The sequence below is a fragment of the Salmonella sp. SAL04162 genome (genome assembly GCF_046551535.1).
Lineage (GTDB): Bacteria > Pseudomonadota > Gammaproteobacteria > Enterobacterales > Enterobacteriaceae > Salmonella > Salmonella enterica.
Genome location: NZ_JBGDVX010000009.1, coordinates 22,856 through 36,182, shown reverse-complemented (window position 1 = coordinate 36,182; position 13,327 = coordinate 22,856). Strand labels below are relative to the sequence as shown.

General features: G+C 51.1%; 12 protein-coding genes and 1 pseudogene. 2 read left to right on the top strand and 11 right to left on the bottom strand.

From position 1 onward, the window contains the following. Nucleotides 1-67: 67 nt before the first annotated feature. From folA to kefF, 3 genes are all read right to left on the bottom strand, one after another. Nucleotides 68-547 (bottom strand): type 3 dihydrofolate reductase, encoded by a 480-nt coding sequence (gene folA, locus ACLJRH_RS17645; RefSeq protein ID WP_000624379.1) that lies wholly within the window; start codon nucleotides 545-547, stop codon nucleotides 68-70. A 198-nt stretch (nucleotides 548-745) separates the two neighbouring features. Next, the gene (gene kefC / locus ACLJRH_RS17640) at nucleotides 746-2,608 is read right to left on the bottom strand and encodes a glutathione-regulated potassium-efflux system protein KefC (RefSeq protein ID WP_001632188.1); all 1,863 of its coding nucleotides are present in this window, start codon (nucleotides 2,606-2,608) and stop codon (nucleotides 746-748) included. Continuing rightward, the gene (gene kefF, locus ACLJRH_RS17635; RefSeq protein ID WP_000600707.1) at nucleotides 2,601-3,131 is read right to left on the bottom strand and encodes a glutathione-regulated potassium-efflux system oxidoreductase KefF; all 531 of its coding nucleotides are present in this window, start codon (nucleotides 3,129-3,131) and stop codon (nucleotides 2,601-2,603) included. The genes kefC and kefF overlap by 8 nt, the downstream gene beginning before the upstream one ends. Nucleotides 3,132-3,251: 120 nt before the next feature. Here kefF and ACLJRH_RS17630 point away from each other — a divergent pair. Continuing rightward, nucleotides 3,252-3,332: pseudogene (locus ACLJRH_RS17630) on the top strand (hypothetical protein); the annotation flags it as partial. A gap of 351 nt (nucleotides 3,333-3,683) precedes the next feature. Here the strand turns inward: ACLJRH_RS17630 and ACLJRH_RS17625 are convergent. Next, nucleotides 3,684-5,573, bottom strand: a complete 1,890-nt coding sequence (locus tag ACLJRH_RS17625; RefSeq protein ID WP_000066315.1) for a sulfatase-like hydrolase/transferase — start codon at nucleotides 5,571-5,573, stop codon at nucleotides 3,684-3,686. A gap of 898 nt (nucleotides 5,574-6,471) precedes the next feature. Between ACLJRH_RS17625 and srfN the strand changes: the two genes are divergently transcribed. Next, on the top strand, nucleotides 6,472-6,762 hold the full coding sequence (srfN, locus tag ACLJRH_RS17620) for a DUF1471 family virulence protein SrfN (RefSeq protein ID WP_000745957.1): 291 nt from the start codon (nucleotides 6,472-6,474) through the stop codon (nucleotides 6,760-6,762). A 223-nt stretch (nucleotides 6,763-6,985) separates the two neighbouring features. Here srfN and ACLJRH_RS17615 read toward each other — a convergent pair whose 3' ends face one another. The 7 genes from ACLJRH_RS17615 to ACLJRH_RS17585 all read right to left on the bottom strand — a co-directional run bounded on the left by ACLJRH_RS17615 (nucleotide 6,986) and on the right by ACLJRH_RS17585 (nucleotide 12,856). Next, nucleotides 6,986-7,402, bottom strand: a complete 417-nt coding sequence (locus ACLJRH_RS17615; protein ID WP_162493624.1) for a hypothetical protein — start codon at nucleotides 7,400-7,402, stop codon at nucleotides 6,986-6,988. Nucleotides 7,403-7,701: 299 nt separating this feature from the next. Further along, nucleotides 7,702-7,932, bottom strand: coding sequence for a YgdI/YgdR family lipoprotein (locus tag ACLJRH_RS17610; RefSeq protein ID WP_001172089.1), 231 nt, complete (start codon nucleotides 7,930-7,932; stop codon nucleotides 7,702-7,704). Between the two features lie 88 nt (nucleotides 7,933-8,020). After that, nucleotides 8,021-9,361: an MFS transporter gene (locus ACLJRH_RS17605; RefSeq protein ID WP_001136169.1), complete on the bottom strand. Its 1,341-nt coding sequence runs from the start codon at nucleotides 9,359-9,361 to the stop codon at nucleotides 8,021-8,023. A gap of 147 nt (nucleotides 9,362-9,508) precedes the next feature. Next, the gene (gene fixX / locus ACLJRH_RS17600) at nucleotides 9,509-9,796 is read right to left on the bottom strand and encodes a ferredoxin-like protein FixX (RefSeq protein WP_000203736.1); all 288 of its coding nucleotides are present in this window, start codon (nucleotides 9,794-9,796) and stop codon (nucleotides 9,509-9,511) included. Continuing rightward, complete coding sequence (locus ACLJRH_RS17595; protein WP_001287763.1) at nucleotides 9,793-11,079, bottom strand: FAD-dependent oxidoreductase; 1,287 nt, start codon at nucleotides 11,077-11,079, stop codon at nucleotides 9,793-9,795. Before ACLJRH_RS17595 ends, fixX begins: the two co-directional genes overlap by 4 nt. Before the next feature lie 49 nt (nucleotides 11,080-11,128). Next, nucleotides 11,129-12,070: an electron transfer flavoprotein subunit alpha/FixB family protein gene (locus ACLJRH_RS17590; protein ID WP_001032188.1), complete on the bottom strand. Its 942-nt coding sequence runs from the start codon at nucleotides 12,068-12,070 to the stop codon at nucleotides 11,129-11,131. 15 nt (nucleotides 12,071-12,085) lie between these two features. Then, nucleotides 12,086-12,856 carry an electron transfer flavoprotein FixA gene (locus ACLJRH_RS17585; protein ID WP_000692185.1) on the bottom strand — a complete coding sequence of 257 codons (771 nt, stop codon included), beginning with the start codon at nucleotides 12,854-12,856 and terminating at the stop codon, nucleotides 12,086-12,088. Nucleotides 12,857-13,327 lie beyond the last annotated feature (471 nt).

The following is a 13,327-nucleotide window of genomic DNA, read 5'->3' as shown; positions in this document are numbered from 1 at the left end:
CAGGCCTACATCTGGCTCAAGAGTAGGCCGGATAAGGCGTGTTTCGCCGCCATCCGGCACTACAGTGTTAACGACGTTCCAGAATCTCGAAACAATAGCTGTGAGAATTCTGCGCGTCGGCATCGTGAAACTCACTGAATACCGATTCCCAGTCATCCGGTTCATAATCCGGAAAATGGGTATCGCCTTCGACTTCCGCATCAATATGCGTCAGATAAAGCTTCTGCGCCTTTGGCAGGAACTGCTCGTACACGCGCCCGCCGCCAATGACCATAATTTCCGGCGCATCGCCGCAAGCGGCAATCGCCTCATCGACAGACTTCACCCACTGCACGCGATCGTCGGTGCCCGGCTGGCTGCTGATAACAATATTTTTACGTCCCGGTAAGGGGCGCCCGATGGATTCCCAGGTGTGACGTCCCATAACGACAGGTTTATTTAACGTGTTACGTTTAAACCAGGCGAGATCGGCAGGCAGGTTCCACGGCATGGCGTTTTCCATACCGATGACGCGATCCACCGCTAACGCCGCAATCAGACTGATCATTAATTATTTCCTGATACAAAAAAAATTGCCGCCACTATACGTAAAGCGCAATCTTTCGTCGACTGACGAAAAGAGGATGAGCACGAAAATTTTTCGTTCTGCTGGCGACGCCACTCATTTGATGTGGAGCGCCAGCATTACAGTAGTTCAAAAACAGCCAATTAGCAGTAAAGTTTGCAGAACATCACATTTTTTACTTTAGATTGACGGTTTGACTTCGGGTTCATCGGCGACCTCTCCGGAATGTTTGCCCTCAGCCGTTCCCTGCCAGCCGTGGCGCTGAATCAACGACAGATGCTCCCGGTCCTCGGTAATAATTTCGCTCAACATCGCGCTGGTACGTTTATAGGCGGCGGCGCGAGATAACGGATCGTTTTCCCCTTTCGCCATCTCTTCCACCATCCGGGTATTAAAATGACGGAACAGATCCGCGCGCTCGCGGGCTTCATAACGCCCCAGCCCCAGCGCCTCCAGCGCCTGTCGCCCGCTTTTGAGCGCGCCTTCGAAGGTTTCACGTTCGGGCATCGCCACACCAGCCTGGCGCAGGCGAATGTAATGATCGACATCACGGGCGCGGGCGATAATCTGCAGATGCGGGAAATGCGACTTCACCAGTTCACTCAGTTGCAAATTGGTTTGCGGATCGTCAATGGCGTTAATCAATACCTCCGCCTTCGCCGCTCCGGCAGATTCCAGCAAATCCATACGCGTCGCGTCGCCATAAAAAACCTTCATGCCGAATTTACGCAGCGTTTCGATATGATCGGGGTCGTGATCGAGCACCACCATCTTCACCCCGCTCGACAGCAGCAAACGCCCGGCTATCTGACCAAATCGTCCAAACCCGGCCACAATAACCCGCGGTTGCTCTTCGTCGATTTCATCCGCCTCGCGCGCTTCACCCATCGCGGTCTTCTCCATGCGCGTCAGCAGCACCAGAAAAATCGGCGTTGCCGCCATCGACAGCGCGACCGCCAGCGTCAGCGCTTTTGCCCATTCCGGCTCAAGTACACCCGCCATTTGCGCCGCGCCAAAAACCACAAACGCAAACTCACTTCCCTGGCCTAATAAGACGGCAAACCAGCGACGCTGTTTTGCCGGTACGCCCAGCGGCCTCGCGACCAGCCACAGCATGACGATTTTGATTGCCAGAAAACCGGCCAACAACAGCAGAATGCGCAGCGGATTCTCCACCAGCGTGCCGAAATCAATCGACATGCCGACGCCAATAAAGAACAGCCCCAGCAGCAACCCCTTAAAGGGTTCAATATCGCTTTCCAGCGCATGACGATATTCCGAACTCGCCAGCAGAACGCCCGCCAGGAACGCGCCCATCGCCATTGACAGCCCAACTTCTTCCAGCAACAGGCCGAAACCAAACACCAGAAATAGCGCCACGGCGCTGAACACTTCCCGCAAACCAGAACGCGCGACAAAGCGCAGCGCCGGGCGCGTGACGTAGCGTCCCAGCACCACCACCAGCGCCAACGCGCCTGCGACTTTCAACGCCGATAGCGCAAACGCGCCAAGCGTGGTGGATGCGCCGCTGGCGGCCAGCAGAGGAATCATCGCCACCAGCGGGATCGCCGCGATATCCTGGAACAAGAGCACTGCAAATGCGCTACGCCCTACTTGCGAAACGGTCAGGTTACGCTCATTCATTGCCTGCATGGCGATAGCCGTGGACGAAAGCGCCAGCGTCATGCCAATCAGTTCCGCCACCTGCCAACGCAGGCCAAGAAACATACAGAACAGACCAATCAGTCCGCCGCAGACCACCATCTGTAACGCGCCGCCGCCAAATACCGAGGCGCGCAGCTTCCATAACCGTTGCGGGTCCAGTTCAAGCCCAATAACAAACAACATCAGCACGACGCCGATTTCCGCAAAATGCAGAATAGATTCGGCGTCCGTCACCAGCCGTAGCCCCCAGGGGCCGATAATGCAACCCGCAATCAGATACCCCAGCACCGATCCTAAGCCCAAACGTACCGCAATCGGCACAATCAGCGCCGCCGAACCAAGATAGATCAGCGCCTGCAGTAGAGTATGGCTATCCATGATTCACCTCCTGCCATGTCAGTAAACGCTGTTTATACTGACGCGCCTGCGCCTGTAAGGTGTCGTCATCGCAAATGAACGTGCAGTGCATGGCAAACGGCGGCAGCCATTTGAGGCCGCAATAGAGCGCCGTCGCCTGTAGCGGCTGAGAAAGGACGTCAAATCCCGGATGTGAACCGATAGCAAAGTGGTTTTCACCACCGCCGGTCGTTACCGCCCACAGCAGATGTTTACCGTGTAATGCCGTACCGCCATGACCGTAAGCCCAGCCGTGGGTGAGGACTTTATCCATCCATAATTTGAGTAAAGGAGGGACGCTGTACCACTGCATCGGATGCTGCCAGACGATAAGACTCGCGCGCGACAGCGCCTCCTGCTCGGCGGCAACGTCAATATTGAAATCGGGATAGAGGTGATAAAGCGAACGTATTTCGACGTTTTCCAGCGTCCCTGCCTGTTCAAGCATCCGTTTATTCGCATGAGAATGATGCGGATACGGATGCGCATAAATAATGAGGATCATGATTAGCCTGTGATGATCTGTTTTTTATTACAAAGTGTAGTGACAAATTCGCCAGGCTAATAGTGAATATTATTGAGCGGCTAACCAGAAAAAATTGAATTAACGCCAGCAAGGGTTGACGCCATCCTGCCCCCGGAAGACGCTCTCGAAGGGCCGCAGGCGTTTGCGGAAAAGCGCGATCCGGTGTGGAAAGGTCGGTGATGATAGCAGCCTTAAATCGCTGACAAATCGGTTTAAGGCCTTCTTGCCGGACGGCGCTGCGCTAAATTTGCCTGTAATGACTGTAATATCAATCTATTACATGATGACACAGGCCCAATAAGCGCAGCGCCAACAGCATCTGAACCTCCAGACACGCTGGATGCCAGATCGCCGACGCATAAATTAACCTAATGGGTCAGGCACTTAGAGCCTGGCCCAGTAGGCGTAATTGTTGAAGCCAGTTTGGGGCCGACCAGCGCGCAGAAACCGGAGCGTACACGTAGTACGTGAGGATTTTGAGCACTGCCCGGTCCCAAAATGGCGAATAAAATAGCCTAATGGGCCAGGCTCTTAATCTTTCGCCATGCGGTTAAACTGCTCAATAGTAAGATCCCACGGCTCATGGGCCGCATCCGGCATAAAACTGCCGTCATCCACGCCAATTTCGTCTTTGATAATTTTATTCAGTTTTTCATTCATCGTAAGTATGAGATCCTGATATTTCTGTTTATCAGCAGCAAGGTTATGGTTCTCATCGGGATCATTTTTAAGATCGTAAAGTTCAAGATCGTTGTACTTAATAAGATCCTCCCAGGTTTCCGGCGTATTATGCTCCCTTAGCGAGAAATAACGCGCAAACTTATAACGGCCATCGTTAATCATCCGCGTCCCTGAACGATGGCTAAAATCAGGATGCAAATGGGATATTTCCTGCTTGATTTGCGCCACCGTTTTTTGTTTATCTCTTTGTAGCGCGATAACGCGGTGGAGATAATGGGCATCGGTATACAAGATCATGCCATAGCAATATAAGCTGGCATTTCTCACCGCATTAACCGCAACGCCCTCTGGGTTTTTTAGCAATCCGCTAAAATTAACGCCTTTGCGGTTGCCTAACGCCTGGTGCTGTTTTTCTTCCGGCAAACCGGTCAGCCCAACTAATGTCGGCGCGATATCAAGATGACAGGTCAACGCCTGACATTTCTTATTACCGGGGTACGCCGGGTGGGAAATAATCATCGGTACATGGATCTGTTCTTTATAAACGGAAGCGCCTTTACCGTGCATCTGATGGCTTCCGCCTAATTCGCCATGATCGGCAGTAAATACAACAATCGTTTTATCAGTTAACTTGAGGGCATCAAGTTCATTTAATATCCGGTCAAGGTGAGTATCACAATCGCGGATACAGTTGAAATAGTAGTCAAGCAGTTTACGCCAACGACGATCTTCATCAGGAAACTGCCCTTCCAGCGCAGCGCGCGCCGTCTGGTATTCAAGATGCGCCGGCGGTCTTCCCTGCTCATTGAATGATTGATGCCTGTTTGCCGGCAGCGGATAGTTCGGCCAGCTTGCCTGATAAAGCTCGTTTTCCGGCGGCTGCGTGGGCGCCAGGGTATTATCATCCTGATCCAACTCGCCACGCCACTGTACCTTTTCTCCCTCTTTATCGGTATCAATAAACATGACGTCATGAGGATTAACGAGGTTAACGGCCAGGAACCAGGGCTTGTGTTGGTCATTCAAGGGCTGCCCCTTGCATCTTAACCAATTTATAGTCTGAGCCGTGGTGGTTGAATCATAAAAATAGCCGCCTTTACTATGGCCAATAATATCGCCGATGCCGTGATAGTCAGCAAAACCATATTTTTCCATAATTTTATGTAATTCTGGTTCAGGAATATCCCCGACATCAATATCCTCATCTTTTTCGTCAGGCAAAGGCTTCTCCAGTTTTTCTGTAAGATGCCACTTACCTTTATAGGCCGTATAGTATCCCAGTTCCCGCATCATATGGCCTGTGGTTCCAAGAGCGGGGTCAAGATCATAAGGCATCCAGGGTAATCCCAGATTATCAAACATCTTTGTCTGGGGCATATGTAAGCCGGTATACAATACGGAGCGGGAAGGCGTGCAGACATTACTGGTATTCTGATGATTACAGAATGTCACCCCCGTTTTCATGAGCCGCTCTCTGCCGGGTACCGGGAAAGGAAACGTAGGAAAAAAACGCTCCTGGTCGGTCACGACTAACAGAATATTATATCCTTCTGGCAATTTTTCCGGGATTTCGCCGGTAAACGGTTTATCCCACGCCGGTTTCGCCTTGACGGCGCATTTTTCATCAGCCTTTACCGCGCCGGATAGCATACCGCCGGCGGCAAGAATACCGGCGCTGGTTAACAGTTTCCTACGCGTAAGATCCGTCTCTTCTGCGGACAGATTTTTTTTATTACTCATATTATTATACCTGTAGTCAGTAACTTTATCACATATTCATTTATTACTGTACGAGGAAGCGTGGATATGTATCAATGCCTTCCGGGTAAGAATATGTGTTATAAATTGATTTGTATTTCAAATTAGAAATATATTAATAAATAACCATAATTCACTGAAAAATTATTTAGATGAAAAGCTCATTATTTTTATTTTAGAGATACAACTGCAGACATTACTTCATAAAAAAATACATTATTAAACATACTCTATAGCGCTGTGTTCGTGCCTTTTCCCTTCAGCTACGGTGATTACCCTATGCCGCTACAAGAAAATCTCCCCGAAAGAAACACTATCAGTAACAGGCCGCGCAACCATAGACATACAACCGGTAATATCACTCTGGGAAATTAAAACATAACTCAATTCTGTTATGTTGCTTATGAATAAAACTAGCGTATTGCCGCGTGATTCAATAAAAATTCCGTCATTACAAGAAATAATATAAAAACTATTATTTACAGGGAGTTAAGTTTCTTTTTAACTGACAGTGCATTATTTTACATTGACAACAACATAAAGAGGTGACTATAACAAGATATAAGACGGTCACACCAAATAAGTCTATTTTCAGATAATCAACCGAGGTTATATACCCAAAATAATTCGAGTTGCTTAAAGGCGGCAAGGGAGTGAGTCCCCTGGAGCATAGATAATTATGTGACTGGGGTGAGCGGCAAATCTGCCGGGAGCAGATTTGAACGTCGCGTGCGACGGCCCGTCAGGGCGAGGCCCATAGGTGGGCCGAGTAATCCGTAGCCAACCCGTAAGCAACCTGAAGTATGAAGGGGATAAATAATTTCGTTACGGATTACTGATATTGCGCAAACCTTATCATCAATGCAACAGGAACAGAACCATGAAAAAACGCATTATTGCCGCCGCATTACTGGCAACGGTTGCTTCATTCAGCACGCTTGCGGCAGAGCAGGTCTCTAAGCAAGAAATCAGCCACTTCAAACTGGTTAAGGTCGGCACCATAAATGTGTCCCAGAGTGGCGGGCAGATTTCCTCACCCTCTGATCTACGCGAAAAACTGTCAGCATTAGCCGATGCGAAAGGCGGAAAATATTACCATATTATCGCTGCACGTGAGCATGGTCCGAATTTTGAAGCCGTTGCCGAAGTTTATAACGATGCGACGAAATAAAGCTCTGATTGCGCCATAACGAGGGCACAGGCATGAAATAATAAGAGAGCGCCAGCAAGGTGCCATGTTCCGTCACAATCCACTCAGGGCCGTCTGGAAACAGATGCTGGCCCTCTTTTTTATCAACAGTTCATCCGGGGCAGGCAAGCCGTTGGAATGGGCGCGCGCAGGCAGTAAGCCCTTCGTGAATAAGACGGTTTTGCGGGCTGTTTTAAGGTAATATTTAGTGCGCTTTTACCTGCCTGAACCAGTAATTTTCCATTTTCGTTATCCATTTCCCCTTTTTATTTTTCGGTATTACGCCAGCCCAAAGTAATTGCAGCTGTCGGTTATAGGTTCCAATAGCGTGTCCACCATACGCCCCTTCAAATGCTATCACCATGGGGCCCTGCCCTTTTACCCCCTCTTGTCCTTCATGGCAATAAAGCGCGTTGCGGTGAGTCACGTCAAGTTCATACTGTACGTTCAGTTTCACACATTTTTCCCCGCAGCCTTCTACTGGCGGCAATATTGTCATGGTATAAGGCGGGTTATCTGCCGTGGTTTTCCATGTTCCGATCAGGTCTTTGCAGGCGTTTATCTCCGTAGCTCCGGAGACGGCAGAAAATAGCGCGAGCAAATAAAAAGGTATTAGTTTCAGTTTCATTACAGACTCCTGTTCCTTATACCTGGTCATTTATACCTAATCATAAGGATAAATGCCCTGCGATATGTTTTTTTCCGGGAAATGTTGAGCCGCTGTTCAGAGAAATGTCGATGAGTGTAACCTCATGTAAGCGGACAGCGCGGTGGGGAAAGCGGGAACACGGGCGAATGGTCTAACGTATTTCGACGTTTTCCGGCGTCCCTGCCTGTTCAGGCATCCGTTTATTCGCATGGGAATAAATGGATGCGCATAAAGAGAGAATATTATTGAGCGGCTAATCAGAAAAAATTGAATTAATTATCCAGCTCGCTCATATTTTTCAGCTGATCGCGGTTAATCTGTTCGGTTTTCCCGGTGGCGGCGTTTTTGTAAGACACCATACCGGTATCGTTATCGACCTCGGGTTTCCCGTCGGTGACAATAGTTTTGCCATCCGTGGTTTCAACCGCCTGGTTAGAAGAGCATCCTGCGACGGTGAATAGTGTTGCTGCGGTAAACAGTGCGGTCATAAGACGTTTTTGCATGGTGTTCTCCCTGCTTTTCAGTTGTTTTAGCATGTGACTGTTAACTGTAGCGTTATTGGCGAAAAGCAAGGAGAAATGCAGAACACTCTTAACGAGGGTTATCCGATGGCGTTCCGCGCAAAGTCATGTTTCCGGTCTGTGTTAGCGTCAAGCCGCGAGTTTCCGGGGCAAACATCACCGATACGCCAAGCCCGACTAACGAAATCAACGCGCCAATCAGCATGACGTTATTAATGCCGTAACGAGTAATAAAAATTGGTAATGCCCAGGTGGAGACAATGGTTCCGATGCGGCTTAATGACATGATGACCCCCACGGCCGAAGCGCGAATATCCGTCGGGAAGAGTTCATTAGGATAAAGCCATTGCAGTATGCCCGGCCCGCCGGAAAAGAAGGCGTATACCGCAAACGCCACCACGACCAGTATGATGCCCAGATTTGACACCAGCCCCAGCAGTGCCAGCGCGATAGTCATCATGGCGAAGCTGCCAATAAGCAGAGGGCGACGGCCAATACTGTTTAGCCAGAACATCGCTGGTATACAGCCCAGCATAAAAAAGAGGCTAATCACCACATTGCCGAGCGCCGCGTTGCGCCCCTGCTCCCAGCCGAGTAACCCGACGATCTGCGGCCCAAAGGTATAGATAGCGAACATCGGGATTACCTGACAGGTCCAGATAGCCGCAACGAACAGTACAAACGGGAAATGACGGCGATTAAACAGTTGCAGGAAGCGGGTCTCCTGCGGCGGCTCATCGTCAAAGCAGACCGGTTCGCCGAACAGTTTGATCATCATTTGTTCGCACTCTTTTACCCGTCCTTTTCGCAATAGCCAGCGTGGCGATTCCGGCAGGTCAAAGCGGCCAATCAAAATGATTAAGCACGGGATAAAGGCGCTGCCAAGCATCCAGCGCCAGCCGCCTTCCATGTCATACAGCCAGTAACCCACCAGGTTGGCGCAGGTCGCGCCGACGTACCACATCGCGGCGATAAAACCGATGGAGAACGCGCGCTGGCGGGTGTTGGAAAACTCCGTAATCATGGAAGTGGCGATAGGGTAATCCGCGCCGATAACAATGCCAATTAAAACGCGCATCACCAGCAATTCAAGCGGCGTGGAAACAAACATGGTCGCCACGGAGATAACGCCGATAGCGATAATATCAAGCAGGAACATTTTACGCCGCCCGACTTTATCGCAAATATAGCCAAACAACGAGGTGCCGATAAACAGTCCGGCAAGCGTAGCCGCGCCGAGCGCGCCAATCCATTCAGCATCAAGGTGCAATAGCGGCGTCAGTTGTTCCAGCGCCACGCCAATGATCACCAGCACGTAGCCATCAAGGAACGGGCCGCCGCTTCCCCACAGCATAATTCTGCGATGGATGGAGGAGAATTTAAGGTCGTCAAAGTTCCTGGGCTGCGGCATGGTGATGTCCTGTTTCAACACGGGCAAAGCGTCATCTGTAGGCCGGATAAGGCGTTTCCGCCGCCATCCGGCATTGGCGCCACATGATTGCCGGATGGCGACGCTACCGCATCTTATCCGGCCAACGGGGGCACAACTTCGTACTTATTAGCCGTAGCGGAACTCCACGCCAAACGTCCCGCGCGGGTATTCCCATTTTTCCAGCGCCGTATCAAGGCCGAGGATCCGGCACGTTCCGCACTCCAGGCACCCGGCGTAATCAAAACGAACGCTACCGTCGTCCTGCTTTTTATACAGTCCCGCCGGACAGGCCTTAATCAGCACCTCCAGCGCCTGTTTATCAGGATCGGTTTTGAGAATGATGTGCGGGCTATCTTCATCCACATTGAACTTATTGACGCCCAGTTTGACGTCCACATTAACGGGAGATGTCATAATACGGTCACTCCTTTCAGGCCATCTTTCATCAGGTTGATGAAGCCCACTTTCTTCGCATGGCGCAGGATTTTTTTACGCATCGGCACCGGCGCGGAGCCATCCACGGTGAACAGGTCGCGCGCGATATTGACCGCCATTTCGGGATAAGCGGTAAACATGCGGGGATTATCAAGAAAAGCCGGCAGTTTCTGATACATACGCATATCGCGCATCGGACCTTCGTCCAGATGCTGACGGTATTCCCCCAACGACTGCTTGCTAAAATCGTCGCGCTTCATCGCCGAAAGCACCGTCTTCGCCGCCGCTTCGCCTGCGGATATGGCGAGATCCATACCCCGGATGGTAAAGCCGAGGTTCATACACATGCCGGCGGCGTCTCCGGCAATCAGTACGCCATCGCCCACCAGTTCAGGCTGCATATTCATTCCCGCCTCGGGTACAACGTGTGCGGCATATTCCACCAGCTTGCCACCGGCGATCAGCGGAGCAACTGCCGGATGCTGTTTGAAATCTTCCAGCATTTGCGGGACCGATTTTTTCGCGTCTTTCAGATGATGAAGTCCACAGACCAGCCCCAGGGAAAGGGTTGTTTCATTCGTATACAGGAAGCCACCGCCCATCAGACCATCGGTTGGCGCCCCGGCAAACAGACAGGCGGCACCTTCGTTGCCCTGTAACTGGAAACGATCTTCAATGACCGACTTCGGCAGTTCGATCAGTTCCTTCACGCCGACAGCAACATGCGATGCCTCAACGCGTTTGGCCATGCCCAGCTTTTCAGCCAGCAGAGAATTCACCCCGTCAGCGAGGATTACGACTTTGGCTTCCAGAATATCGCCATCGGCTTCCACGCCCACGACGTTGCCATCACGCTGAACGACGTTATCGACGCGAATACCGGTGATCAGTTGCGCCCCCGCCTCTTCGGCCTGCTCCATCAGCCAGGCGTCAAATTTACTGCGCAAAACGGAATAAGAAACTTGCGACGATGCGGCGTCCTCGCCGTTGCAATAATCCATCGTCATCGCCCCTTTGTCGGTCATAAAGGCGAGTTTTTCGTGGGTGATCATGCGTTCAATGGGGGCCTGATCCGCAAAGCCGGGAATGATGCGTTCCAGGCTATGTGCATACAAGCGCCCACCGGTGACATTCTTCGCGCCAGCAGAATTGCCGCGCTCGATAACCAGCACCTGTGCACCTTCGCGAGCAAGCACCAGCGCCGCAACCGAACCGGCCAGACCTGCACCCACGATGATGGCATCAAAGATATCTTCGGACATACGTACTCCTGTCAGCGGCAGGATACCTTCGCATCCTGCCCGAAATGGTTTATCGCGCTAAGGCAGCCGTCAGCGCAGGCAGGATCTTCAGCGCATCGCCAACGATGCCAAAATCCGCATACTGGAAGATTGGCGCGTTTTTATCTTTGTTGATGGCGAAAATCGTCTGCGCGCCGTTGGCGCCGACCATGTGTTGGATCTGCCCGGAGATCCCCACCGCCAGATACAGTTCAGGCTTGAGCATCAGGTTGGAGATACCGACGTAGCGCTCGTGCTCCATCCACTTCTCGTTTTCCGCCACCGGGCGAGAACAGGCCAGCTCGGCGCCAATCGTCTGGCACAGCGCTTCGGCCAGCGAGATATTCTCTTTGCTGCCGATGCCGCGTCCCACGCTGACCACCAGACGCGCTTTGTCGAGGTCAACGCTGTTGCTCTGACGCGCCTGGGTTGCGGTGCGGGTCACGGCAGTGGCTGGAGCCTGCCACTGCACGGTGTGCATCTCGCCGCTGCGGGAAGCATCCGGTTGTTGTGCGTCAAACGTTCCGCTGCTGAGTGTGATCACGGCAAACGGCGAAGCGATGGTCTCTGCCCCTATCGCCAGACCGCCGTAGACCATATGTTTAACCGCCGCTTTTCCATCCTGCAGGGCGACGTCGCTGGCGTCGTTGGAAACCGCAGCCGACAAGCGATAGCCCAGCTTTGCCGCCAACAGCTTGCCCCGACGCGTATTCGGCAGCAGCACCGCGCCGCCCTCGCTATGCTGACGAATAGTCTCAGCCATCGCAGCAGCGTAGTCTTCGATCATGCGGTCTTCTGGTTTGCCGCTGAGCAGCCAGACATGATCCGCGCCTAAGTGACATGCTGTCGCGCTATCCGCTTCGTTCAGTACGAACGCGTTAACTTTTTCACCTACAGCCTGCGCGCCACTCATCAGTTCGGGCAGACGAGAAGGGGTATCGCTGAATACCCAGACACTGGAAAATTTGTTCATAACATCCCCTGATAATTAAATGATTTTGCGCAGATTCTCGACAAACGCGGCGATTTGTTCTTCACCGTCACCTTCAATCACCACACGCTGACGCTCGCGCTGCTTCGGTGCGGCAACCTGTTGTGCGGAATACGCGGGTACGCTGTTCAGCCCGATATCCGCAGGCGACCAGACCTGAACCGGTTTTTTCGCCGCGCCAAGAATGGCTTTCATCGAAGGGATTTGTGGGGTGTTAATGTCGGTGGAAACCGCGATCACCGCCGGGAGCGGGATGCTCAGCGTTTCAACTTCATCTTCCAGTTCGCGTTCTACCGTCAATGTGCTGTCGGTAAGAGAGAGGATCTTACTCACGCCGTTAATCGCCGGAATGTTCAACGCTTCGCCCACCAGCAAACCAACCTGCTGAGCATAAAGATCGGAAGAACCGTCGCCGCAGATAAGCAGATCGAAACCTGATTTTTGCGCGGCAGCGGCCAGCGCGGTAGCGGTGTGTTGCGGCAGCGCCTGCTCAAATTGATCGTCAATGACCACAATCAGTTCATCAGGGCCACGAGAGAGGACATCTTTGCGCCCTTTTGCATTAGTCAGCGCTTTGCCGCCAACGCTCATGGCGACAACCTGAGCGTCTCCCAACTGCTGTTTTAACTGGCAAGCAGCTTCAATTGCATTCAGATCATATTGGCTGATTTTGCTATCCGCTTTGCTGAAATCGAGTGTTCCGTCAGCATTATTAATCGCAATATCCTGCTCATCAGGTACGCATTTGTAGCAAGTAATTATCTTCATTGCATCTCCAGAAATCATGAAGGAAACGTATTTATATCGGCGGTGTTAAATACAGATATCACGCTCTTTAATTCGGAAATAAAACCTTAATCACCAATATTGAAAATGTCACACATTGATATTCGTAACTTTCAATAGTGTTACGCACCTCACCAATATTGAAAGAAATATGCCAAATATGAAAATTTTCAATATTGTTTGCTGGCTCAACAATATTGAACGTCAGATACTTAAAAAAGTTAAAAAACCACAACCAACTAATTGATAAATAAAGCAAAAATCAAAATTTAGACACAAAATAATCAACGCAAAAAAGTGTGACGAAGATAACAGAATCACCCGAAGTGAATACCCATCATGAGTTACTCATTGAGGCGTCCCAGAGGTTAAAAACTTATCAACAAATCATTAATAATAAATAAACAAACGTTCATGGACTGGCACGCTAAATAAATTTCGTTTTCACACTGG